Raw genomic sequence first — 26428 nt, 5'->3', positions numbered from 1 at the left:
ATACAAGTTTTTAGACTTTAATATCGAGTCAAATCCCATTTCCTTCCCGTGCTACAAATCAAAACCTATATCACGTCTGAAATTCATCCCGTCGAAATGAATCTTTGCCACGTTCTTGTATGATTGAGCCAAAGCCTCTTTCATGGTATCACCGTACGAGCTGACAGCCAACACGCGTCCACCGTTCGTCAGGACTTTCCCGTCAGCAAACTTTGTTCCCGCGTGGAACACAATACTGCCTTCCACGTTTTCCAGCCCGTCGATCAGCTTGCCTTTCTCGTAATCACCCGGGTATCCTTGCGATACCAGCATAACCGTCGTGCAGAAACGAGCATCCAGATCAAAGGCTGCTTGTTTTAATTCCCCCTTAGCCGTAGCCTCGAATAAAGACAAAATATCGGTTTTCAATCTCGGCAACACGACTTCCGTCTCCGGGTCACCCATACGCACGTTGTACTCGATCACGTAAGGATCGCCCCCCACGTTCATCAACCCGAAAAAGACGAATCCCTTGTAGTCGATACCTTCTTCACGGAACCCCTCGATGGTCGGACGCACAACCCGTTCTTCCACTTTCCTGTTAAACTCCTCGTTGGCAAAAGGTACCGGAGAAACAGCCCCCATGCCTCCCGTGTTTAACCCGGTATCACCTTCCCCTACACGCTTGTAATCTTTGGCAGAACCCAGTATCTTGTAATCTTTCCCGTCCGTCAACGCGAACACGGAAAGCTCTATTCCCTTCAAAAATTCTTCAATCACAACTTGGTTGCCCGCCTTGCCGAATTTCCCGTCCAACATGAGTCGAAGTTCGCTTTTCGCTTCTTCCAAATCGTTTAATATCAACACGCCTTTACCGGCAGCCAAACCGTCAGCCTTCAACACGTAAGGAGGCTGCAAAGCCTTGAGAAAATCGATGCCTTCCTCTATATTTTCTTTTGTCACGGTCAAATAACCCGCGGTTGGGATAGCATGGCGATTCATAAATTCCTTGGCGAAATCCTTGCTTCCTTCCAATATCGCACCCGCCTTTCCGGGTCCCACGATCATCAAGTGAGAGAAACGGGCATCCGCTTCGAAATAATCCCGGATACCTTCTACCAACGGATCTTCCGGTCCAACAACCAACATTTCGATACCGGTATTCTTGATAAACGTAGCCAATGCCCCGAAATCCGTGACTTTAATATTCACGTTTTCCGCTATTTCAGCCGTCCCGGCATTTCCCGGTGCAACATATAATTTCGTCAATCTCTTGCTCTCGCTTATTTTCCACGCTAACGCATGCTCGCGTCCACCGCTACCCAATAATAATACCTTCATCTTATTTATAATTACAAGTTTACAAGTTACAGGCTACAAGTTACAAATTGAGTTTCCTTACAAATTATAACTCAGTTTCGCCGAATCACAAAGATAACGGTTAATCACAAATCATAAATCATAATTCTTAAATAAATTTGGTGATATTGACAGATTTCCATAACTTTGGAGCAAATCGAACGCCATGAACAGATATTCGACCAATGGTGAAGAAGGAGAAATCCTACAGAATTTACTCGGACTAACTGACGAAGAAGCAATTCACAACGCCGAGTTCGAAGGATTCCTGACGGCTGAAATTTTGTTCACTGAAAATTTAACTTCCAAAACAAAGTTCACTGTAAAATACATTTGCGACATTCACCGCACGGCATTAAAAGAGCTCTACTCTTTCGCCGGACATTTCCGTTCCGTGAACATCTCGAAAGGCGGGTTCGTTTTTCCGGCAGGACGTTTTATTCCTGATAATATGCGCATTTTCGAAGAAGAGATATTATCACATCTTCCCGATTATTATGCAAATCGTCAAGGATTAATCAAAGACATTGCCAAAGTACACGGGGAATTACTTTTTATCCATCCCTTCCGGGAAGGGAACGGACGCACCGCACGAATCCTTGCCAATCTGATGGCTCGTAAACAAGGCTATACAGGTTTGAATTTCAGACGAGTAAATTTTGATGAATATATTATTGCCGTTCAACAAGTCGCCCGCAAGGACTACTCTAGAATGGAGGAAATTATCGCTTACGCGCTTTAAGTTTCAAATCTACCCGTTCTAAAATAGTATATGCGGTTTCTTGGGAAATCTTTATCCCTTCCAATTGAAACGAGGCAATCATTCCCTGCAAAATCTCTTCCCGAACCGTGGCGTTTTTTACAAGCTGCGGCATTTTTTCTTTTATTTTTTCCATACTACAAATATACAACTTTCTCCCTTATTATCAAAGTGATTCGATGGGAAAATCATACAAAAAACGTTCCCTTTCTCCTATCCGGAAAAACACGTTCATTTTCCATTTTCAATTCTCCATTTTCAATTATTCCACGTTTCTTCCACCGTGTAATTCAAGAAATGATTAAACGGTTTCATCAACGCAAAACGTTCAACGATCTGCTCGATCGCATCATCACGTTCTAAAAAAGTATCGGGAATATTATTCGTCACCGTGTATGATTTATACTTTAGCATTTCTCCCTCGGGAAAGTCCTTCGGGAATGGCTGGGGCACGGTTTTCAATTTTTCCCCGTCTAAAGTATAATATTTCTGAAACTTCTTATCTCGGATAATGCCCGTGAATTCATCGATGTTATCGTACACGTCCTTGCGCAACGCCTTCAACAGAGAGGGTTCCGGACACCAAATACCACCTGACAATAAAGAATTTCCCGGTTCTATATGCACGTAATACCCTGCCCGGGGACTCTTTTTCCCTCCTTTTACCATATACGCCCCGATATGTGTTTTGTAGGGTTCCTTGTTGGGAGAAAAACGAACATCCCGATAGATCCTGAAAATACAATCTCTTGCCGTCAACCCGTCAACTTCCGGGTCGACCTTAGCCAAAGCCGGGATCAAACGATTAACAAACGCCTCATGTTCCGCCTTCACTGCCAAATACCAATCTTTATTCGCATTAAACCACTCCCGGTTATTATTCTGCTTCAATTCTTCTAAAAAACGATATATTTCACGCATAGATTAATTTTTTAATTTCTGTGATTCTGTCATTGAAGATGGTTCATTTTCAATTCCGCATTTTCAATTTCTCGGTATCCACTTCACCTCTTCCAGTCCGCGGTCTTTTGCCAATTTGCGCCCCAACACAAACAAGTAGTCAGAAAGCCGGTTAACATACCGCACGATCACGTCTTCGACCGCGATTTCCTCGCTCATATCAATGATTCGACGCTCTACCCTACGGCAAACCGTGCGAGCGATATGACAAGACGATACGGCAGGATCCCCTCCCGGCAAAACGAAATACTGCAAAGGAGGCAATTCCTCGTCCATCCGATCGATTGCCCGCTCCAAGAAAGCGACATCTTCCTCCGTGCAAGGTAATTTCTGCTGCATATTACTCACTGACGTGTCCGTTGCCAAATTCGCACCCACGACAAACAACACGTTCTGAATCTCTACCAATTCTTTCACACTGACCTCATCAATGGGATACGACCGAATCATCCCCAAATAACTGTTCAGTTCATCCACCCCGCCATACGCTTCCAAACGTACGTTATTTTTCGGCACCCGAGTTCCCCCGATCAATGCAGTCGTTCCCTTATCTCCTGTTTTTGTATATACCTTCATCCTGATTTTCAATTAAATTATCATATTGTACTTTCCCCTCTGCAATCGCTCGTCGAAAAAGACAATCCCGTACCACATCATATCGATCGATACTGTGCCTTCTTGACGAAGGTATCGCCATACCCGGGAATTAAAGCGTCCCTTGTAAATATCTTTTATCACGATACACAAAGGTCCTTTCTTGCGCTCCCGCAAACCTTCTTCCCATGCCTCATTCCAATCCGCCTCAAATGCCCGTCCCAAAAATATCAGATCGACCTTTTGTCCTTTCATTTCTTCCGCTGTCACGCGCCCCGTGTATTCAGATCCGGGACAATCACATCCCCCGTTCAACACGTTCTCCTGTTTGGAAACTGCCCTTAAATAACGGGACACCCATGGACTCTCCACCCCGATACATAACACATCCCGAAATGATAAATACTCCGCCAGACGAAAAAGCAACCGATACAATTTTCTTTCTTTCTCCCGGATATTTCCCAATGCCTCGATACGTGCAAAATCATAATACTCCGCTTTTTCCTTTATCACATTCGTGATTAAATCAAAAACAAAGGGCGAATGTACCCCGTACCCTCGCTTGTGACGAAATCGAATAGCGTGCTTAAACCGTTGTTTTAAATAATTATACATCTCCCGACGAACAATCAATCAATAATATTTATCCTACGAAATTAAAATTTATTCCCGATATGCTCAACTAAAGTCACCGATTTTTTTTACTTTCGTTCGAGAAATCCGATATCACTAAATTTGATCGAGTATTTTGGAACTAGCTGGACTGAATATAAAATTTATCCCGGGCGTCGGGGAAAAGAGGGCATCGTTGTTGGAACAGGAAATGGGCATCCAGAGCTACGAGGATATGCTTTACTATATCCCGTACAAATACATTGACCGTACCCGGATATACACGATCGGAGAATTGACGTCCGATCTCCCGTACATACAAGTCAAAGCCAAAATCATGAACTTATCCACCGTGGGCGTCGGTAAACAAACCCGCATGGTAGCCACGGCGTATGACGGCACGGGAGAACTGGAACTCATCTGGTTCACCGGGTACAAATACCTGACCAGCCAAATCCTGCCCGAAAAGGAATACCTGATATTCGGCAAACCGTCCGTGTTCAATCACAAACTGAACATCGTGCACCCCGAGATAGACCTCTACGAGGCAAACGTCAAGCAACTCGTTGGTTTTCAAGCCATCTACCCGACTACGGAGAAGATGAAGAAAAGCTATCTGACCTCCCGGGTAATCAATAAAATACAGGCGAATATTTTCAAGGCGATCAACGGACGAATACAAGAAACCCTACCGGCATGGTTTATCAAAAAATACAACCTAATTTACCTTCACGAGGCATTATATAACATCCATTTCCCGGAAAACCCGGATATGCTCCGCAACGCCCAATACCGGCTAAAATTTGAAGAGTTATTCTATATCCAACTCAATATTTTAAAACTCAAATTCAACCGGAAAGCGGCATTTCAAGGGCACCCTTTTACCGTGGTAGGCAATTATTTCAATGATTTCTATCACAAGCATCTCCCTTTCCCCCTGACAAACGCGCAGAAACGGGTAATCAAAGAGATTCGTTCCGACTGCGGCTCGGGCAAACAGATGAATCGCTTGCTACAAGGTGACGTCGGGAGTGGAAAAACGCTAGTGGCTGTGATGTGTATGTTGATCGCTTTAGATAACGGTTTCCAGGCAACCATCATGGCTCCAACCGAAATCCTTGCCACACAACATTACGAAACGATCTCCGAACTCTTGAAAAATACCCCGATCAGCGTGGGATTACTGACCGGATCGACGAAAAAGAAAGAACGGGATATTTTACATGAAGCCTTATCCGACGGTCGTTTGCAAATACTGATCGGAACACACGCTTTGCTCGAAGATGTGGTCCGTTTCAAGAATATCGGGTTAGTCGTTATTGACGAGCAACACCGCTTCGGTGTCGCACAAAGAGCCAAACTATGGCAGAAGAATACGATTCCGCCCCATATGCTGGTCATGACGGCAACCCCCATTCCCCGTACCTTGGCAATGACTCTATATGGGGATCTGGACGTATCCGTGATCGACGAACTACCCCCGGGGAGAAAACCGATCACCACGCACCACGCTTTCGAAAACAAACGCTTGCAAGTCTATAAATTCATCCACAAGGAACTGGAACTCGGGCGACAGGCATATATTGTCTACCCGCTTATTTCCGAATCGGAGAAAATGGACTATCGCAACCTGGAAGAAGGATACGAACACGTGATGAGTTATTTTGACCCGCTCGGGTACAAAGTGGGCATCGTGCACGGGAAACTGAAACCTGCCGATAAAGACGAACAGATGAGACAGTTCGTGTCCGGGGAAACCCGGATATTAGTAGCCACGACGGTTATCGAAGTTGGTGTAAACGTCCCAAATGCTTCCATCATGGTGATAGAAAGCGCCGAACGCTTCGGGCTCTCCCAACTTCACCAGCTACGGGGACGCGTGGGACGTGGAGCCGACCAGTCTTACTGTATCCTCATGACCTCGTATAAACTCTCCAACGAATCCCGCAAACGTATCGAAACCATGACTTCTACCAATGACGGTTTTGAAATTGCCGAAGTCGACTTGAAGCTACGCGGTCCGGGTGACATCGAAGGGACTCAGCAAAGCGGGCTTACCTGTAATTTAAGAGTTGCCAATCTCGGGAAAGACGGACGTATACTGAACGAAGCCGCCCAAGCCGCCACCCTCATTCTGGAAGACGATCCCTTCCTGCAAAAAGAGGAAAACCAAACTTTCGCCGCTCAGGTTAAACGCCTCTTCAAAACAAAGATCAACTGGCGATATATCAGCTAATATTATTCCCTGATTTTCACCCATTTTATCGCATCTGCCGCCATCACTTGCGGTCTGAACTCTTCATTTTCTGGCGTACACTCCCGTCCCCTATCACTCAAGGTCACTCGTGCTATCCCACGGAAATCAAAAACACCCAAGGATACCCACTCCCAAGTATCCTTATCGAGCGAAAGCTCTACTTCATGTTCCTCCTCCCCGTCAAATACGGTGTAATAATATGTCCGTGCTGCAGCCGCATAATACATCCTTCCCGCATCACAAGGCAGATAGCAAAACACCTCATACTTACCTTCCCGGGGTAAATTGGTTTCCCACTGTACTTTCTGGTTGCCCTTGCCCGCCACTTTGAAATACGCTCCTCTCACGGGAGAACCTTGGCAATCCCATCGGAGTATACGTCCCCAGTGATTAGCAGGGGGCACACGGTAACATTTCGCCCGGGTTTCGACCTGACCGAACAGGGAAGCGACACTAAATTTTTTTGTTTCTTGAATAGTAAATCCCGGATCCTCGTTGTCCACGATAATTTCATCCTCATTCATCGGAAACGACGAGCCATCGAAGGGCAAAAACCACTCTGTGGTATCGGTATCCGCATCTCCTCTCTCGTGCGACAATTCCATACCCGACGGAAGGTTCAACGACAATATTGTACTTACAAAAAAATTGGTTGCCCCTTTCACTCGCTTCCTGATGCTTCGTCCCTCTCCCGGGGGAATGATCCATCCCGTTTTTTGATCACTCAACATGATAACACCCGGGGCTTCACCCCGATTAAACACCTTGAAATCATATATTTTTTCTGCTCCATATTCTCCAACTGAAATACCGTGCCCGACTACTTGAAAAATGGGCAACCTGTTGCTCCGGTACCACGTTTCTACAATGGTATCCAAACCAACCCCGAAACGGGTAAACAACTCCCGGGAAAAATCTTCCATGTCAGCCTCCTCGAAAAGATGCCGTCCGAGAAAATCGTGGTAAGCCTCCATGAATTTCTTATTACCAATTCGAACATTCAAAAGAGCCAACAATTCATCGCACTTTTTATAAATGATGTTATTCAATAACTCCGGGGAGAGCGAGTCATCTAACAAAGCATCCTCTAAACTGTGATTTTTCAGGTAATCCACAACAAGATACTCGGCCACCCCATCAACGAACATTACATGAGACAAGGAATTAAAAAAACACTTCAGTACATCGTTTAACAAAGGACACTCATCGGAATAAAGAAAACCCGTGTTACCCACGCAACTCGACCTCAAGTCACAACTTCCTTCCGAGAACAACTTCAATTTCTGACCCAAGCGCACACGAGCTTCTTCTGCTTTGTCGTCAGAAAAATAGGAATACTCGTCTACCGAATAGCTCTTTTCCGGCAAGAACACCATTCCTCCCTGCACACGCTCACCTCCTTGCAACGACCTTCCCTCAAATGCATGAAAATTACAAGGAGTTTCCACAAGGGTAAGCCAACTGTAAGGATATTGTAAAGTGGGATCGTAAGCTATCTTATTCTCGAGCCGTTTGTAACTATAATTAGAATAAGAACTATAAAAATCCACCTCGTTTTTGACACTTTCAATTACTTCCAAGAAGTCCAATTCAGTAATGGCATCATAAGAGTCAAGTATAAATTCATGCTCGGGCAAATAGAAAAGTTCCACTCTTACCGGATGATCGTCTTCCACGAATTCAATGGTTACTCCCGCAGAGATTCTCATTCCCGTCAAATCATTGGATACCAACATTTCCCGTTTCTTGTAATTACCGATACAAAGGCTGATTCCCGGCATATTATGATCGAAACGGAACTTCGTCTTCCCGGCAGTTTCCCGATCCGCCTTTCCCTGGGATATCGCCACAAGACTTGGATCATGTTCCACCTCCAACGTGTAATGGGTGAACATTTTTTCCCGGAAACCCTGTGAATGGTAAAGAGGTACACTGACCGGATACCAGACACATTCCGGGGGAAGCAATTTGTACTCTTTCTCGCAAAAAGCGGGGGAATAACCGAAGCGGTAAATACCTATCGTATTCACTTCCGGCGAAGCGTATTTCTCTTCCGGGGTATCGAGAAAACAGAAACTATTGTCGATTTTCCCCTCGTATTTCACGACAACTTCACTCGTCTTGCCGGAGGACACCGTTTCGTCCACGAGTATCACCTGTTGCTCTCGTTGGAAAGAAACCGTTTTCCCATCTACGATGATCGAGGAAACGACAAGCCCGGGATTCAAGTAGAGTACCAACGGGAGGACAACACTATCCCTGTTCTCAACCGTCATTCTACTCGTCACGGAGATTCCACCGTTCTCGGTTTCTTTCAACTGGAGATAGTTCGCAGCAATCTTGAGTGGCTTTTCCCGATCGTACTTTGCGTAAGCATCACGAAAGGCTTCCCGCTTTTTGGAAACAGTTTGAATGCCGCAAGTATACACAACTGCTAAACTGCCGGCAAAGAGCAAAGGAAGCAGAGCCACACAGACCAACCGGAAGGGTGCCCGCGAATTATTAGGAATTCTGGGATAATGGATTACCGACAGGATTGCCAACCCAACCCCGGAGAATAGGATAAACACCCGTTGTAGCAAGTAATTCCCGGGATTCACGTGTCCCGTGAAATCGGAAAACATGTTGGGAATGCCCGTAGCCAAAGGATCAAATAACCCGTTTAACCAAACAGAACCCGGGAGGGTCAACACACCGAGAATAACCGCAAGGAATAGCATACCCAACCCTTGGTTGCCCGTCAGCCTCATCACATAGGTAGAAAGACAAATACAGAAGACCGTGGTCGGGAGGTTCTGCGTCAACCAATAAAAGAAGTAATACCCCACGTTGAACACCTCGGGATAGAAAAGAAGGTTCAAAAGGGCACAAAAGGTAAGGAACGACACGTTGACCAGCGTGAAAGCAAGAATTTTACCGATGACGTTCCCCGTTGTAATCTCCGAATTCCCTTGGGCGTGAACGCTCAACGCCACCGTGGAATCCAAACGGAACCGCCTGCTATCGTTGCTCACGAGAACCACCGAGAAAAGCAGTTGCAGTATGTTGAACAAGTAAGCACATTTAAAAGGAATGGACGAGGATAGCGACCGGGAAAACCAATCCATCGCCGGTCCCCGGAACAACTGCCCGAGATTTCTAGCAGAACCTAAACCGGATAGTGGCGTGAACACGTAAAGGATAATCCCCACGAGCCCGAGAAGAACAAATATCCTAAAAATTACATTCCGACGGGAACGCTTGTACCCGTATAAAGCTTCGGTAAAAATATGATTACTATTCATCACGCTTGTCCTTTATTATTAACACCAGAACTCAAATATACAGATTCCCCCGCAAGACAACAACAATCATCAAAGAATCACGCCAAAAAATTCTTGACGTGATTTTTCGGATAACTGCAATAATAAATTATCTGGCTTCCAATTTTATTCAGTAACGTATAACCTCGCACTAGAACGAGCCTCTCCCAAGGCATTAGATATTTTAAGCGTATATACCCCGGCATCTTCTGCATACACGGGATTTATTACTAATGTCGCATATCCATTCTCTAGATAGGTTCTCATACGACTATTATCTGGAAGTGGTTTTCCATTACAAAACCATTCAGCAGTGAGATTCGGATCCCCAATTGGCTCATATCTAGCTTCAAATACAGCTATCCCCCCTTCTTTAGCCGTAAAATCCCTAAGCTTTACAACTATAACAGGAGCTACACTTACATCAGAAACACTCTCAAGAATTTCCATACTACCTTGTTCCACAACTCTTTCCTGTTGATTGAATCCTGTCAACACGAAAAATAATGCACAAATAAGAAACATCATTTTTTCATAATATTGCGTTTTAAATTGATAATTGCGTGAAGCTAACAAAACAGCCACACTTTTGCAAGAATTTATTCTACTTTTTTTTGATTTATTAAAAAACTCACATATGGCAAAAATAAAATAAGGACGTCTTTCGACGTCCTTATTTATCACTTATATCCCGAAAAATTAGTGAAGAGCAACCACAGCTTTCATCATCTTTCTCGTGTTTTTCATCAATTTCTGTTTTTCTTGACCGTCCATCAGGTACCAAGCATCCTCTTCCGGATAATATTGGAATTCAGCGACAGCATCAGATTCCTCGCTAGAGATTGCCATCTTGTTCAAAGTTTTGGTCACAGTATAAGATTTTCCCGCAAACATCACTTGATCTTTCTCGATATCTCCAGCTTTCATGGCAACAGGATTGTTCCCACCCCAGAATTCGATAGAGTTAAAGATCAATGCATCACCCAAGCAGCACAATTCATATGCCGGGAGAATACACAACCCCAAGAACACCAACTCGTTCACGAATTTAGAATCGGATACGCTGCCATTCCAATTATGCAATTTAGAAGTCAATGCGAAAGAACCGAAACATCCGCTAAAAACAACTGACGAAGCAGCAATCAATGCTACCGCTACAAACTGATTAAAACCTTTCTTCATAACTTTATATTTAAAATTAGTCTTGCTAAAATATGACAATATCTACGAAATTAAAAAAAATGGTTACTTTTTCTTGTAGAATTTTTTCGGAGCAATCATTAATTCCGGACGGAGTACGTTATCCAACTCCTCTTTCGTCAACAACTTTTCCTCAAGTACCAAATCGTAAACACTTCTGTTCTCCTGCAAGGCTCTCTTGGCTATACGAGAAGAATTTTCATATCCTAAAGTCGGGTTCAATGCAGTCACGATTCCGATACTGTTCATTACCATTTCTTTGCAACGATCAGCGTTAGCCGTGATTCCATCAACACACAAAACTCTCAAGCGATCCATAACTTTTATCAACATATGCATAGAGTTGAACAAAGCGTACACGATCACCGGCTCCATCACGTTCAATTCCAACTGACCGGCTTCGGCAGCCATCATCACGGTCGTGTCGTTACCGATTACACGGAAGCAAACTTGGTTTACCACTTCAGGAATAACCGGATTTACCTTACCCGGCATAATTGAAGATCCCGGCTGCATCGGCGGCAAGTTGATCTCGTTCAACCCGCATCTCGGACCACTGGACAACAAACGCAAGTCATTGCATACCTTAGACAATTGAACGCAGAAACGTTTCAATTCGGAAGAATAAGAAACACAAGCACCCGTGTCAGGAGTTGCGGCAATCAGGTTCGGCGCCAAAACGAATTCCTCACCACTGATAATACGCAATTCACGAGCACAAATCTCGGCATATTCCGGCTCAGAGTTGATACCTGTACCGATAGCCGTGGCTCCCATATTCTCAACCAAGAACAATTTGGCAGCCTCGTTCAATCGCTCGATATTCTCTTCCAAAGTATAAGCATAAGCCTCGAATTCCTGACCTAAGGTCATCGGCACCGCATCTTGCAATTGGGTACGTCCCATCTTCAACACGTGCTCAAATTCTTTTGCTTTTCTACGGAAAGAATCAACCAACAATTTGATCTCTGCAACCACTTCTTTATTGGTTAAGATGATAGCCAAATGGAAAGAAGTCGGGTAAGCGTCATTTGTTGATTGAGAAAGATTCACGTGATTATTCGGATGGCAATATTGATATTCACCTTTCTGGTGTCCTAACAATTCCAATGCACGGTTAGCAACCACCTCGTTGATATTCATATTCGTGGAAGTTCCGGCACCACCTTGTACCATATCTACCGGGAATTGGTCGATCAATTTACCATCAATGATTTCCTCGCAAGCAGCAGTAATGGCATTCGTGATATCCGTGGGAATCAATCCCAACTCGTGGTTAGCTTTTGCTGCAGCCCATTTTACCATGGCTAGAGCCTTCACGTAATTCGGGTACATTCCAATCGTGAAACCACTAATCCCTGCGAAATTTTCGATTGCTCTTAAAGTCTGAACACCATAATAAGCATCCATTGGCACCTCTTTGTTGCCGAGTAAATCATGTTCAATTCTTGTCTTCATAATTCTTTATAGATTAATTATTTCCAAATACGTTTGAATCTCTTTTCAAGTTTCACCCGATCGTTAAAAACTCACGAAACATCTCTCCTTCAACCAAACGACCCGGAGAAAATTAATCCGGCAAAGGTAAAAAAGTTAATAGTATAAAGCTAATTTTAGACAAGAAATTACACGCCTAGCGACAAACACATATATCACTGTATACCAACAATGTATGTCAAATTTTAACAAAATAAAGTGCAGCACAAGGCTTTTTCACAAACGTTTCCGCTCGATAAAAAGCCTTTTCCCGCATAATCTAAACAACCGCACCACAAACTCAAGGTTGGTTATCAGCCATATTGATAACAATCTTCGCCAACGAGGAACGGAAACTATCACCGGCATAAGGATCATATTTACCCTTAACATCATACATGATAGACGCTTCGCCCGTGAAACCCTTTATCGGGAAAAACATCATTTCCGCCAAATCCGGGTTATACACCCACTTGCCTTGCCCGGGAGCCTCGTATTCAAACACACCCGTCCCGAGGCAATCTTTTTCCTTCTCACTCGTCCATATACGCAGGCTTGCCGGATCGAGATTACCCTTGTCGGCACTGATTACGCCGCCCTCACTTCGATATGCCCAGTCATTATCCAAAGGGCGCACAGTAGCCGATCCCCGGCGGTGTTCATAAATATCATCTTCTGAATGAGCGGCATAGAGAGGTGTGATTCGCAAATTTTTAATAATATTCGTGTGCGCCGTGAGCTGTCCCGTCGATGCCATAAAACCGATAACCAATTTTTGCGGCGTGTTAAGGGATAAATTTGTTGCCGGTGGGTTCTGATACCACGAAGGAGTAGGTTGTTCACCTCCTGATATTCTGATAGGTATTCCGTTTTCCACGTACGTCAGTGAAGAAGGGTAGGTGTATTTTTCGATCACTACGGTTTTCTCCCTTCCATGTTGTATAGTCACCGTTATGATAAAACCACCATCTTGAAGATTAGGCTCAAGAGCAATGATCGCCTTCCGGTATGCCGCCTCGTCAGCATGATTAAACATTGCCCCTCCCGAGATATTGAACGGCTTATCAATCCTCGGGCTAACGTGTTGCTCAAATTTACCGCTTGCCGTATTCAACTGGAATCCGGCTTCATTCCTCAATCCATTGATACTCTCGCTTTCAAGCCCCTTGTCTATACTCCATCCCGTGTGGCGGGTTATAAGTACCGGAAACCCCCAGCTTCCTTCATATAGGGTATGCGTTCTCGTGGAAGTTGTTATTGTTTTAGTATTACGTCCGGCAGCTCCCCGAATCGTAACATTACTTCGGGTATCATATTTTTTAGGTTGTACATTATCTATTTTAGTCGGGTTATCATCATAAGGAATCCCGTTTCTCATCTCGTAATCCTCGAAACGCCAATTTTTAAAATTACCCTGATCCAACGCTACCGCCAAATACCCGCCTTTCATACCGGTAATAGGCAACACGCCTTTGCTAATACTCGTGTGTACTGATGATCTATGGGTATAACCGAATCCTGCCCCTTCCGCCCCGTATTTCAGGTTAGCACCGATATAGTCATTCGAGGTTGCATCCACCAAAAACATACAAATACCATCGGTCACCCCCTTTTCTGTCGAAACGGTATATTTCATAATATACTCGAACTCGATTAAAAGCCCATCCTTCGTGGTAAAGATATACTCGGGTAAATAAAAAGCACCCACCTCTTCCTTTCCGCTCGTGAGCTGCAATCCCACCAAATTCACCAAACCTGCCTGATTTTTCCTTTTATACCTTCCCTCCTTAGTCTTCCCCGAACCTTCAAGTTGATTGGGTGCCGGGAAATCTACTCCCGTCAAATTATTATCCAAAAACGACCTGAAGAAAGGAAATAAATCCGCCGTTTGGGCACACACGTCGGCACACACGCCCGACAGCGTCAATACAAGCAAGAAAAAAGATAATTTCTTCATCATATATTTATATTATCATTAATAATCTTTGATACAACGTATCGGGAAAGCATACGAACGGTCGGCATCGTAAAACATGACCTCGCCTTCACCACAAAAGAGATAATTCACGGTATATCGGCTGTTCACCGTGTAGGGCGTCGCCGACCAATAATACCCGTACGCCCCCGCGTGATACACGTTTCCATAACCATTCGGGTAACGTTGCCCCGCGACAGGTAAGAAAACCGTTCCAGAAGGTGGTGTTTTCATATTGCTTTCCGTTGGCGTAGAAGCCGTCACCTTTACACCCAAGAACTGCCCGCTTTCCGGGTTAAATGTACCGCTCCGGTAACTGCCGGGATTCACGTCAAGAATTTTCATCTTATCGGTAAAAGTCCCGATTTGTGCCGTCTTCACACCCGTTTCGTCATACAATTGCTTCAACTCGGTATAAGTCGGCATACGCCATTTCCCTTCCACCCAGCCTTTTCCGCCCGTCCCGCTTGAAATATAGCGGCATATATCACCGACACCCGTTCCCTCATTGAAACCCGTGTTACCGGAATACTCCTTGAAAGCATCCGTATCGTCCCCCGACGGCGAAGGCGTAGTAAAACTGAAATTCGGGTGGGCATAAGGGATTCGATCCCATCCCGCCAGACTATCTCCCCAATTGGACGGATTCAATCCGGAAGGGTGATACACGACTTGTGTCGTCGGGTCATAAGGATTGCCCGCAGGAGCCATAGCCACGAGCGATCCCCACTTGAAGAACACGCCCTGCGACCACGCGGGAATCGTTCGGTTATCCTCCTCCGTAACAGCAAAAGTCAATACCCCGGACTTCTGCACCACGTTGCTTCGTGCAAACAGATCGGCTATCGGAATTCTCCGGACAGTCAAAGTATCACAGAGTCGCCCGGCAGTAAACACGATCTTACCATTCACGTAATTACCGCCGCCAGGAGCGGAAATCGCCGTTATGACAAGTTCCAATCCCGTTTGGTTTATATCCACCCCATCCATCTCTGACTTATTCCCCGGGAACTGTAACCAGGTCGTTCCACCCGGATTAAGGACCTTTGCTTTCCAATTCCCGTGATAATCGGAACTCACCCGATGGTGCAGTTGCCTGTTCACGCCATACGGCATATCGAGTAACCTACTTTCCGTTCCCATAAAAAACTGCCCATCATAAACGATATTGTTTATTCCCGCCATATCCACGACAAGAATCGTGGTCTTCAAGTTCGACAACACGGTAGATGAATGGAGCGCAGACTCGAAGGTTTCATACCCGATTCCCTCGACACTCGTGATATTAACCGTATATTTATGATTACGATACAAGGGCATAAACTCCACCGTGGCAGATGACTCCATTTTTTGCGTGAAGTCAACACGATAAAAATAATCCGTTCCCAAATACTTTCCCTTGAAAATCAAGCAAGTTCCATTTTTAGAATCATCCTTCGTGGTCTTAATTGCCTCGTAAGTATATATTTCTCCAGCTAACAAAGATCCCGCATCCTGCTTGTACTCGTATTCCATCGCGGCGTCCAGCGAGGCATCCTGCTTACCCGAGGGATTCGGGATCATCGGATTCTTATTATCGAAATAGGGATTCGGCACCAATATCCCATTGGAAACATCCCAGGCGGGAGCAACGAATCCCGAAGTATTGTAGCTTACCAGATAAATCTTTTCAAGCTTGAAGATACTCCCCTTCACCTTATTTTCCACGTCAATACGTGCCAGCATCCGAAGCAACTCGGCATTGACCGTTCCTCCCGGTGCGATCCCGTCCACGGACACCTCCCCGTACATGGGTATCGGGGTATAGCCCGGCGTCGACACGTTCCACTTGTAAGAACCATCTTTGCCTGCCGCAGTAGAGAATTTCAACGCTTCTAATACAGCTTGTTTTTCCGAACCGACAGGATGCTTTACTAGAGCGGCATCCACTTCACCCGATGCGTTTGCAACAATCACGACGGCCCCCGCTTCATTCTGCGTGAGTGCCAACCTGTATTTCACCTTATATTCGGAACCCGACGTTTCCGGGGTAAAATCCGTTACTTTAATATTCCGGAGCAATTTGGCAGAGGGAGTCGATTTATCAAATATCAGCATATCCAGCGTTCGTACCGCCGCCTCGCCCTTGCTACCTTCAATCGAGCGGGTTACGGGTATCTCGAATCCGGGTACTGTCATCTCTATGATTACCGACTCCCTCGGCACGTCCGGCATATCCAATTTATCCGACACACAACCTGTGATACCTATCAGCAGCACAACGGTCATATAAAATATTTTTGAAAACATTCTGGATCGTCTCATCATATATCACATTTATTATGTACTACGAACGGATTATCTTAATCTTCTTAATCAGATTCCCCGCCTTCACCTCCACCAAAGCATAAGCCCCGGCAGGAATACCCGTCAAACTCCTGCTAGCCGTAGATATCACATTCCGGGATAAATCGCCATTTGCACCCGACATCGAGACATTCAGCCAATCGCTTTCTCCACCGGAAGCCACTCCCCCATTCTTGTCGTAATAATCGATTATTCCCAATTGAATCCCCTTGGGATACCCCCGGTCGCTTCTGTCATAGTTCGTTTCTGCCGTGATCGTTGCGGACTGTGCGTTATCATTGATATAACGTTTGTCATAATTTACCCGCAAATAGTACTGCGGATCGATGATAATACCCTGCCCCGCATCTTTCCACGGGAGAACTCGATGTTCAAATTCCACCGTTTTCTCTTTCACAACCGCCATGATACGGTAAATATTATTGCGTCTGATCTCGGTCAGAACTCGCAAAGCTCCGCCCCCTTCCGGTAAAAAAGACGATAAAACTGCCCGTCCCTCTCTTGCCCCGTCCGGAGAACTTACCCCCTCGATATTTAAAATCAACTTATCGGCATCATTAAAAGAAGAACAAGTACGTTCCGGGGTATAAAATGCGGCAATCAATTGATAGGTATCATCCAATTCCAACGGAGCCGCCCCTCCATAATTCCACCCCACGAACGAGTAATCGTTATCCGGTATCAACATATGTCCGAAATTATCATCGGCATCCGCTCCCATCTGGAAACGAGTTTTATCAGTTTCCGTGCCCACCACCAGATATCCCTCGGCATAAGAATTTTCCAACGATACTTTCGTGGAACTCGTGACCCGTGCAAAAGAAACCGCATCCTCTTTTTTCAACCAAAGTTCCACACGAGCCACCCCTCGCTCGATATTAATTTCTTCCCGTGTAGTGAGTCCCTCGGCAACAACAATATCCCGTTTCACCCCAGTCATGGGGATTCCCGAAGAAGAAGGCGACGAGTGATTCGGGTTGAAGACATCATCCATGCGAAATATCATATCCTCCAATTCTGCTCGGGATATCACGGCATTCAGCGAGGCCGTCATCGCCGCCGGCTCATTCACGACGACCACCAGCATTTTGTCCGAATTAGTGCTCACCTCCAACGTGGTGCTGAACTTTTTAGTCCCCTGCTCTTCCGTACTGAAAGCGACCACCTCATTCACGTCTACTGCAGGAGAAACCGAAGCATTATCAAACACGATGAAACGGGTGGTATGAATATAATCATGTTCATCAGCCCCGTCCGCCAGCACCTCTATCGCCATCAAGCTTCGCGCTCTCGCCAACATACCGGTATCATCTCCCGAACGCTCCGCGATACAAGAAACGAGAAAAATGAAGCTAAAAACTATATTTAAGATGTTATTTTTCATAAATTCTTGATTCTAAAATCAGACACCTATATCATTGAGCCATATTATCCAACCGTTGATCTCTATCGCGATAGCAACAAAACCGCCCTTATCCTTGTACCGGATCTTCAAATCCCATTCACTCTGACGATCGAGAAATTCCTGCATGGATAGCGTGCTACCCGGGTACAAACCATTTTTGATCTCTTCCAGCAACTCCATCAAGTCATATTCCCACAAGGAATTCCCGCCCGGGACATCACGCACCACGAGCTTATAATCATAGTCATCCCCATACATCAAGCGATTCGTGTTCAACCTCCCTTCCGACAGTTCTCCTGGCTCATCACCCGCCACGAGATCATAAGGCGCGTACGTCACTTTTTCTTTCAGCCTCGGGGAATTATCATATCCGTACACTGCCCCCTCGGGAGTTTCCACGTCAAAAGTATAAACAGGAGTTCCCGCTCGTCCGCCTGCATTTTGCTCCGTTTCCACGAGCGACACGTTGAAACGGTTCGTGTTCTTCACCAAATTCACCGACCACACCGACAAATCCGCCTTGTAATCCACCTCTATCGTTTTCCCCACCCACAGGGGTGAGAATTCGTGAGACACGACACCCGTCGTCCGTTCCAATGCGATCCGCACCTCATCCAGCATCGTTTGCCCGGGCGAAAGGACGTTCCCGTTATGGTCTGAAACCCTGAAATGATCCGTCAATCCGCCCACCGTCAATATTTTATATTTCCCGAAATGAAGATCCCCTCCCAGAAACATCCGGTTCCCTCGGGTCAATTCCTCCCGCCGGGCGTGTTTTGTAAAAAGATACTTTCCCCCCTCGTCGAACACGAATACATCGACCGTCGAAACGTGCGGGTCAAAAAAGTCTTTATACTCCATGTTATAATCATAGACAAATTCGAGATATATCCCGCAATCATCCATATTGTCCTTGATTCGCTCACACGACAACAGAAAAACCGGAACGATGGCTATCAAAACCAGATCGATCAAATTTCGGTATGTATTCTTCATGTTCATATTCCCGCATTTTAAAGCCCGCCTCCGGCTTCTGATGTTTCTGAATAAAAGGAAAAACAATTTCGGTTCTAGTGATTGCCGATCGAGTGCTTGCAAAGTCAATCCGTGTATGGCAAGAATCACGAAATCAACAATCACGCCCCCGAAATCATTTAAATTCCAATCTCATTCTCCCAAATAATCCACTGCGAAACACTCACCGTAACTCCCAGATAACCTGTCGTTCCGTCTATCGGGTCTGTCGGGTCAGGATCACCTGGACCGGGATTATCAATATCCGGGTACCAGGGAGTGCCCGCTCCGTTGACAGAACCCAGCGTCAATTTATACCAGTTGTTCCGCACGACCCCGTATTTACCGAAATCCATATCCTTCGTCGTTTCATTATCATGCCGGATCTCGTAATAGTAATAAGCCCGCCCGCCTTGATACCAGCGAATCACGGGAGTCTTACCCTCCTTGATAACCTCGCCTCCATTCGGGATTTGTGCCAGATCGGTTTCTTTCAACGTGGCAAAGGTCGTCCCGACAAGAGTGACACCAGAATGTGTGTTCGCGTACGCTTTTATCTTACCGAACATCCTGTCACAAGCATCCTTTAGATTCGGTCCGGCACTAGCATCATTGTAAGCCGTTTGAAGTGCAGTAAGATTAGCATGATTCTTACCCGCAAAACTAAACCAATCCCCTTGTTTACTATGTCCGGGAGGATAATAGGTACCCTTAATCACCAAACGAGTGGCATTCCCAAATTCTTGCTTGACGGCACTCATCGTATTCTCGATACAATAAATCTTGTTCGGTGCCGTCATCCACGTGTAAGGAGCTGTCAGCACGGGTTCGTAAGTCACGCTATTGATCGTGGCTTTGGTAAGTCCTACCCCATCCGTGAAATTCGGGTCTTGGGTATAGAAACTCTTCGTGTAACTTCCCCCGGAGGTATGAGTAACCGATAGTAACGTTTTCTCGGCGAAAGGATAGAACGTACTATTTACAGCGTCAGGCACCCAACCGACAAAAGAGAAGGTCGCCCCAGCAGGCAAGACACTTATATTAGCATCATCATCTCCTTTAATCTTAAATTCAATCTTGGAAGCCAGACGTTCAATCTTAATCGTTACCCGGTTATCATCCAGCTCGGCTGCTTTTTTCGCCGCAGTCTCGTCTACATCTTCCGTCACCTTTTGAATTTTATCACCGATAGGAATCAGCGGGTCGGAAATCTTATCCCCCGCGTTCTTTCCACTTTCGTCACCGCTATTAATCATGGTGAAACCTCTCGTTATGGGAACAACCTCATCCGTGATCTCGCCTTTGGAAACACTCTTGATTGCCACGTTGAGCGTGGGGAAAGTTGTCAGTGAATTAATGTCATCGAAAATTTTCACTAGTTCGCTACCCGGGTTAGCAATCATCAAAAGTTTTGTTGCCGCCCCCGAAATCTTGATCGCGTCCGGCTTGGATGAAGCATTCTGAATTTTGATAAAGTACTCCGTTGTTCCCGGAACCCCGACGACATTACCTGCGTCATTGAAGACAACCACGTAAAGCGTTTTCAAGTCACTTTCATTCGCACCCGCACCCTCGCCCGAAGAACGAGCCGTCGTGCTCTCTGTTTCAATCTTGATGGAAACAAAAGCCATATCGGCATCCCTCGCCCCAAGCTGCCCATCGTGCTCTCCATCTTTTTCACTACAACCAGTCAACGCCGCTATCGCAAACATCGACACAAGAATCATCTTAATTTTCATCTGCGTGTTTTTTAATAAACTATAATCATATTCTTACTATCGCAGGATTTACTCAATCCCATACATTTCCCATTCTTTCATCTTTTCCTGAAACACCCCCTCGTCCACCTTGTAGCGTTCTATCAACCGCAGGAACTTGACAGCCTCAGGATTACCCGCCTGTCCCGCTCGCTTCGCATATTGCTCTGCCTTATCCAACTCCCCGTTGAGCGCATGAAATGAAGAGAAATAAATCCAGGCATCCGGATCATCCTCCAATCCCTCGAGATACTCCAATGCCGCCGCAACATCATTGGACAGGTAACTGAACACCGCCATCGAGATTCGGCTCACCTTCTCCTCCGGGAACATCCTTGCTGCCGTCGCTATGACATCCATAAATTGCTTGCTTCCCGGCTCATACTCGTTGGCAAGCAGATAGAACTCGTAGAGTGACAACGCACTTGGACGGGAACGGAACACTTCCTTTATCGTTTCCTGCGAATACTCTGGCACCGTGAAATCTATCCGGTAAGCACTCCGCCGAAGTTCCGGGAAAAGATTAGCAAGCACGTGGCGATACGTCCGTCCGTCATTCAACAATTTCAATTGTCTTTCGCGCTTGTCCAAATCCCCGGTATCTTCAATAATCCGAAGAATACTTTCTTTCTCGATAGCCGTCATACCCGTGTCCTCCTCGACAAGAGCTTCGAATCCCGTCCAATCCTCCCCGAATCCCCGTGCCGACAATAACATCCCGGGGAACTCGTGATTCCTCCGAAGCCATCCCAGCAGGGAAGCGGCACGACGCTCGGACAAATCAAAATTGTATTTCCATCCCCCCTCCGGCGACGCGTAAGAAGAAATCGTCATCGAATTGATTTTCACCCCTTGCAGCGTTTTCACGTCTTCCAGACTCCGGCGTATCTTATCCAACTCCGCCTGATTATCAGCCAATGCAGGCTTTATCTCAGCGTTTCCCACCGTGTAGATAATCTGAGCTTCCCCTGATTCCGACCTATATTTAATCTCTTCCCTTGGTGGCACGGGTATCGTCACGGAAAGATCATAGATACCCCGCACCGGCTTCTCTATAAACCGGATGCCCTCGGCTATCATCTCCATCGAAAGATGATGGAACTCGCACCGGCAATTACGGCGTTCCTGCCCGATAGCCACGTTGGCATTCCGCATCCAGTCCTCGATGGGAATCGTCGCGCTATACGCAATTTTCTGGTAAAAAAGTTTATTCCCCTTTGTTGTAAAAGAAGCATATACAGGCTCTACATACCCGGAAAGCCTTTCCGTCCTGTCCGCCACGGCTTGCTGAATCCTGCCATTGATAACCACGGGGAGCATTTTCCTCTCGTTCTTGCCATCACGAATCACCGGGAACAAATACATCTGTTCCCTCGGGGCAACCGATATCCCGATAGCCTCGATTTCCAGTATAGCACGTATACTATCCCGCTCCTGCCGAACATCTCGCACGACCACCCGCACGTCCGACGCCTTCTGTTGCGCCGCCAAGGTACCCGGGGCAACAAAAAATACAATTCCCCCTACCAGGGCAACCATCTTACTCTTTATTTTATCATTCATTCCCATAATCCACATCATTTTAGCAGAAATACCAACGTTAATCCCAATTTCGTCAGTCCGAAATAGTGTGCTTTCTTGTGACCGACAGAAGGCTGGCATTTCCCGCACCGGTACTTGTCATGCGACATATAAGCGTAACCTATCCCTACTGTGGTTTCCAACGACCACCGGGGGGCGATCAACCAATTGTAACCGTAGCTCACCCCGGCACCAATCAACCATCCCTCGTACCTGTTATCCTTTATCGTCTTGAAAGGACCGATACCTCCCACGTTGTAAGAAGCATAATGAGCGTGAATACCCAGAAAATGTCCCGTGAAGGGTTCGCATTTCCACCAGCGGAACTCCGGTTGCACGGCGAAATGCTTAAACTTCTTGCTGTCGCTGAAACTCCACAGGTTCAGGCTCGCGGGAATATCCACCGTGGTTCGCTTCCCGACTTTAAATTCTGCGCCAAAATTAACGGCTGCCATAGCGTCCATGAACAGATTATTCTTCAGTGCTACCTTTTGGGCATTAGCAAACGTGCAAACCAAAACCGCTGTTATTAATAATATAAAACCTTTCCTTTGCATACAGATTCAATTTTCTACAACAAAGGTAAACCATTGCTATCACCTGAAAAAGACAACTTTATCCCCTCTCACTCGCAGGAATTAGACCATACGGAGAAATTTCCGACAAACAGGGATTTTATTCCGCAGAATGGTCGGAAACAGGCAACCGACTTCCTCCAAAATAGAGGAAACAGCCCCCTGCATTGATCCAAAACAGTGAAAAAAAAATGAAGACACTCGATTATTATACTTGAACGCTTTTTCATGCAATATTTAGCAAATTCGTTTGAAATTATAGTTATTTTTGATAATAGAATTAACATATTCTATCTTTAAATAAGTATTAAACAATACCACTATGAACAAAAAGGATCTCCACGACGAATTCATTGATGAATTGTGCAGGAAAATTCCCAAAAGGACAGATTTGATCAACCTGGTATCGGATATCTTGAGATTAGAGAAAGAATCCATTTACAGGAGATTAGCAAGGAAAGTAAACTTCTCCATCCGGGAAATGGGTATTCTAGCCAAAGAACTGAATATCTCGATCGACAGGCTACTGTACAAGGAAGAGAGCCACCAGTGGATGCCCGTCGTGCTGGAAGTACCCGCAAAACTCCATTCGATGAATTCGCTTGCCGACATCATCGAGCAGAACTTCAACCGTGTCAAGCGCATCAACGAGGATGCGCCCGGCGAGATGGGTAACGTCTACCACACCCTGCCCCTCGAATTTTTCCTCCACTCCCCCCTGATGACAAAGTTCATGTTCTTCAAATGGGGCAATTATTTCGTGCAATCCGAAGAGTTCAACCATTTCACTCAATGGGAACTTCCCTCCCGGTTATCCGCGATCATTGAAAGATATACCGAAATATTCAATTTTAGTGAAGTTTTCTACGTTTGGGATAATTCTCTAATCTGGGCTCTATCCAATGAAATAAATAATTTCCACAAGATGCACATCATCACGACACAAGAGAAAGAAGATATTAAAAATGAACTCCACGACATTTTATCAAAACTTGAAAAGACATTGAACGGGACTTATGTGCCCAATATTCCTCTGCCTTCCGAAACAGCCTTTTATGTTTCATCCATGAACATCGGTTTCACGAGTTGTTACTACGTGTCCGGCAGCAGGCACTTCGCCCTGTTTCAATCCAATTTCAGCTTTTCCATGATAGAAAATTCGCGGGAAGATTTTGGCAAGATAAAAGAGTGGATTCAATCTTTCTGTAACATCTCCACCTTGCTCTCCAAAAGCGGACGCTTTGAACGGCGGCTGTTTTTCAACGCCCAGAATAAAATAATAGATGACATTCTGGAATAAAACAATTGAAAATACAGAATTGAAAATTAGAAATGAGCTTCACTTGCAAGGACTATTCCAGCTCCCCCTCTGTTTATAGAGGGAGAGCAGAATTACTCTCCGGCTTCGGTTAGCTTTTCAACCCTTCAATTTAAAATCTAAAATCGAGCGGAAGAGTAGTCCTTTTTGAATATTTACTCGAATTCTTCGGTATTCGCCTCCATGCTACCGAGAGGTTTCAAGTTAGAGGGGATCGTTTGTTCCGCATCATCCGAGAAATAAGGGAACACGTCCATGATTGTCGTGTCGGCAAGAGAAGCTATTTCAAAAGGCACCACGTAAGTAGACAAGCTCTTTTGCAAATTAGCCAAAGCACGCTCCAAGTCAGAACCCGCCACCAAGAAATATTGTGCAGACTTTTTCTCTTTCCCGCTGATCTGGTCGGCATCGATGATGTTCACTTTCGCCTTGAACCATTTATCGTCGTTCCCGTCATTCGACTCTACCAACTCGGTAACGTTCGACTTTTTTAATCCGGCAATATAGAAATCCCCCTGTATCATCTCTCTCAAACTCTCTGTGATTCTACTCTCCGCTTCCGTGTAAGACATGGCGTCCAACAAGTACGACTCGGACATTTTTCTCTCTTTTCCGTCCTCTCCCACTTTCACGTATTTCACTTTCGCTTCAAACCAATTTGCTGTCATTTCTTCTATTTTTAATTTGTTTTATCGGACAGCAAAAATAAAATAATTCTGCCCAAAACGTACCCTCCCCTGAAAAATAAAAAAAGAAGGTGTATCGCACCACACACCTTCTCCACTCTAAAACTTTTCCTATGCTAAAAATCCAACTTTGACAATTGTTCCTCTAAATCTAAGCTACTATGACCAGAGAATACAACCTTTCCGGCAGGATCGATAAAAAAGAACGTCGGGATCCCACGCAAATCATACAACCCAGGAAGGGTTTTACTGAATTCAGGCGACCCCCAAAATTGCGACCAAGGCAATTTTTCTTCTTCCATGGCTTTCGACCAATCTTCTTTTTTCTGGTCGATAGAAATACTCACGAATTTAACCTTATTACCGTAACTCCTATACATTTCTCGCAAATGCGGGAAACTGGCCCTGCAAGGACCACACCACGATGCCCAAAAATCGATAAGCGTGTACCCGTTTGAGTTCAATTGAGCAAGCAACGACACTCCGTTGCCTTCCACGTCACTAATTTCACCATCTTGCAAGGGAGTTTCTTTCACGAAGCGAATCGCATCATGCAAATACTGGCGGAAATTTTTTAAGCCGGCACAAGTATCTTGAGTGGCTGCAAAAAGTTGTCCCAACTCGTCAAGATAAGCCTGATCATACGTGAATGCGGATTTTTTCAATCCCTCCACAATATAAAGATTAACGGCGATATTAGAATTATCGCAAATAAACTTTTTGCCGATTTCCCGGTATTCTGTCAGCAAATCATTCAACTGACGGTTATCATCCAAGGTGAGCTTTTCCTTTTCCCTAATTTTGAATATATTATAACGCACCGGTATCGTCTGTTGCTGGTAATGGCAATAAACATCTTGGGCTTTCGACCCTTCTACTTTGTAATTTTTCTCTTTACGTATATCGTATTTCCAGAAAGATTCCGGCAAACTGTCAAGATGAGGCGCGGTAAAAGTGAGTTTCCCGTTTTCAACAAAGAAATCAATATTAACCCGACGTCCCGACTTCCATTCTCCTCCCGAACGTTCCAAATAATCATAGTTATCCAAAACTAACTCGCAACGCGTGGGTACGTCCAACTTCCCGCTCAATTCAAATTTCTCGCCAATAATATAACCCGTGATCGGTTTGCTACGACCGTCCAGCTTTTTCAACGATACCGTGGTACTGTCCATTGCCCCGGGCACCGTACCTCGCAAGACAAAGTAGTCGACAGGTTGTTGAGTACAGGCAACAACACCCAATAACAATAAAAAGTAAATTTTTCTCATG

Annotated in this window: 21 protein-coding genes; 3 read left to right on the top strand and 18 right to left on the bottom strand. The window is 45.3% G+C overall.

From position 1 onward, the window contains the following. Positions 1–51: 51 nt before the first annotated feature. The gene (gene purD, locus BN8899_RS13190; RefSeq protein ID WP_065219781.1) at positions 52–1320 is read right to left on the bottom strand and encodes a phosphoribosylamine--glycine ligase; all 1269 of its coding nucleotides are present in this window, start codon (positions 1318–1320) and stop codon (positions 52–54) included. Positions 1321–1504: 184 nt separating this feature from the next. Between purD and BN8899_RS13185 the strand changes: the two genes are divergently transcribed. Continuing rightward, on the top strand, positions 1505–2080 hold the full coding sequence (locus BN8899_RS13185; protein ID WP_065219780.1) for a Fic/DOC family protein: 576 nt from the start codon (positions 1505–1507) through the stop codon (positions 2078–2080). On the opposite strand, the gene BN8899_RS20785 is transcribed toward BN8899_RS13185, so the two are convergent. The 4 genes from BN8899_RS20785 to BN8899_RS13170 form a co-directional block, all read right to left on the bottom strand. Further along, positions 2061–2234, bottom strand: coding sequence for a hypothetical protein (locus tag BN8899_RS20785; protein WP_157237430.1), 174 nt, complete (start codon positions 2232–2234; stop codon positions 2061–2063). The two genes, BN8899_RS13185 and BN8899_RS20785, sit on opposite strands and share 20 nt — an antisense overlap. A 122-nt stretch (positions 2235–2356) precedes the next feature. Then, the gene (locus BN8899_RS13180; RefSeq protein ID WP_065219779.1) at positions 2357–3019 is read right to left on the bottom strand and encodes a DUF2461 domain-containing protein; all 663 of its coding nucleotides are present in this window, start codon (positions 3017–3019) and stop codon (positions 2357–2359) included. Between the two features lie 63 nt (positions 3020–3082). Beyond that, positions 3083–3634: a cob(I)yrinic acid a,c-diamide adenosyltransferase gene (locus BN8899_RS13175; protein WP_065219778.1), complete on the bottom strand. Its 552-nt coding sequence runs from the start codon at positions 3632–3634 to the stop codon at positions 3083–3085. A 12-nt stretch (positions 3635–3646) separates the two neighbouring features. Beyond that, positions 3647–4267, bottom strand: a complete 621-nt coding sequence (locus BN8899_RS13170; RefSeq protein ID WP_018337092.1) for a hypothetical protein — start codon at positions 4265–4267, stop codon at positions 3647–3649. Positions 4268–4397: 130 nt separating this feature from the next. Between BN8899_RS13170 and recG the strand changes: the two genes are divergently transcribed. Continuing rightward, on the top strand, positions 4398–6500 hold the full coding sequence (gene recG, locus BN8899_RS13165; RefSeq protein ID WP_065219777.1) for an ATP-dependent DNA helicase RecG: 2103 nt from the start codon (positions 4398–4400) through the stop codon (positions 6498–6500). 2 nt (positions 6501–6502) lie between these two features. Here the strand turns inward: recG and BN8899_RS13160 are convergent, their stop codons facing one another. The 11 genes from BN8899_RS13160 to BN8899_RS13110 form a co-directional block, all read right to left on the bottom strand. Then, entirely contained in the window at positions 6503–9805 is a 3303-nt protein-coding gene (locus tag BN8899_RS13160; RefSeq protein ID WP_065219776.1) for a golvesin C-terminal-like domain-containing protein, read from the bottom strand. 144 nt (positions 9806–9949) lie between these two features. Continuing rightward, entirely contained in the window at positions 9950–10408 is a 459-nt protein-coding gene (locus tag BN8899_RS13155) for an immunoglobulin domain-containing protein (protein WP_148375430.1), read from the bottom strand. A gap of 114 nt (positions 10409–10522) precedes the next feature. Continuing rightward, positions 10523–11005, bottom strand: a complete 483-nt coding sequence (locus BN8899_RS13150; protein WP_018337096.1) for a DUF3332 domain-containing protein — start codon at positions 11003–11005, stop codon at positions 10523–10525. Between the two features lie 63 nt (positions 11006–11068). After that, complete coding sequence (aspA, locus tag BN8899_RS13145; RefSeq protein WP_018337097.1) at positions 11069–12481, bottom strand: aspartate ammonia-lyase; 1413 nt, start codon at positions 12479–12481, stop codon at positions 11069–11071. 319 nt (positions 12482–12800) lie between these two features. Continuing rightward, entirely contained in the window at positions 12801–14459 is a 1659-nt protein-coding gene (locus BN8899_RS13140; protein ID WP_065219774.1) for a hypothetical protein, read from the bottom strand. A gap of 15 nt (positions 14460–14474) precedes the next feature. Further along, the gene (locus tag BN8899_RS13135) at positions 14475–16742 is read right to left on the bottom strand and encodes a fibrobacter succinogenes major paralogous domain-containing protein (protein ID WP_065219773.1); all 2268 of its coding nucleotides are present in this window, start codon (positions 16740–16742) and stop codon (positions 14475–14477) included. A 58-nt stretch (positions 16743–16800) separates the two neighbouring features. Then, positions 16801–18204 (bottom strand): hypothetical protein, encoded by a 1404-nt coding sequence (locus BN8899_RS13130; protein ID WP_065219772.1) that lies wholly within the window; start codon positions 18202–18204, stop codon positions 16801–16803. An 18-nt stretch (positions 18205–18222) separates the two neighbouring features. After that, on the bottom strand, positions 18223–19227 hold the full coding sequence (locus tag BN8899_RS13125; protein ID WP_148375427.1) for a FimB/Mfa2 family fimbrial subunit: 1005 nt from the start codon (positions 19225–19227) through the stop codon (positions 18223–18225). A 152-nt stretch (positions 19228–19379) separates the two neighbouring features. Beyond that, positions 19380–20978, bottom strand: coding sequence for an Mfa1 family fimbria major subunit (locus BN8899_RS13120; RefSeq protein ID WP_065219771.1), 1599 nt, complete (start codon positions 20976–20978; stop codon positions 19380–19382). A gap of 48 nt (positions 20979–21026) precedes the next feature. Continuing rightward, positions 21027–22565 (bottom strand): OmpA family protein, encoded by a 1539-nt coding sequence (locus tag BN8899_RS13115; protein WP_148375425.1) that lies wholly within the window; start codon positions 22563–22565, stop codon positions 21027–21029. 8 nt (positions 22566–22573) lie between these two features. Continuing rightward, a complete protein-coding gene (locus BN8899_RS13110) occupies positions 22574–23134 on the bottom strand; it encodes a DUF3575 domain-containing protein (RefSeq protein ID WP_065219769.1) in 561 nt (186 codons plus the stop codon). A 340-nt stretch (positions 23135–23474) separates the two neighbouring features. Between BN8899_RS13110 and BN8899_RS13105 the strand changes: the two genes are divergently transcribed. Then, positions 23475–24452, top strand: coding sequence for a hypothetical protein (locus BN8899_RS13105; protein WP_065219768.1), 978 nt, complete (start codon positions 23475–23477; stop codon positions 24450–24452). 173 nt (positions 24453–24625) lie between these two features. Here BN8899_RS13105 and BN8899_RS13100 read toward each other — a convergent pair whose 3' ends face one another. Then, the gene (locus BN8899_RS13100; protein ID WP_018337107.1) at positions 24626–25138 is read right to left on the bottom strand and encodes a DUF4494 domain-containing protein; all 513 of its coding nucleotides are present in this window, start codon (positions 25136–25138) and stop codon (positions 24626–24628) included. A gap of 134 nt (positions 25139–25272) precedes the next feature. Beyond that, the gene (locus BN8899_RS13095; protein WP_065219767.1) at positions 25273–26427 is read right to left on the bottom strand and encodes a TlpA disulfide reductase family protein; all 1155 of its coding nucleotides are present in this window, start codon (positions 26425–26427) and stop codon (positions 25273–25275) included. Position 26428 lies beyond the last annotated feature (1 nt).

The sequence above is a fragment of the Butyricimonas sp. Marseille-P2440 genome (genome assembly GCF_900091675.1).
Taxonomy (GTDB): Bacteria; Bacteroidota; Bacteroidia; order Bacteroidales; family Marinifilaceae; genus Butyricimonas; species Butyricimonas synergistica.
The sequence above is the reverse complement of the archived record's forward strand: the minus strand, read 5'-3'. Positions and strand labels throughout refer to the sequence as shown.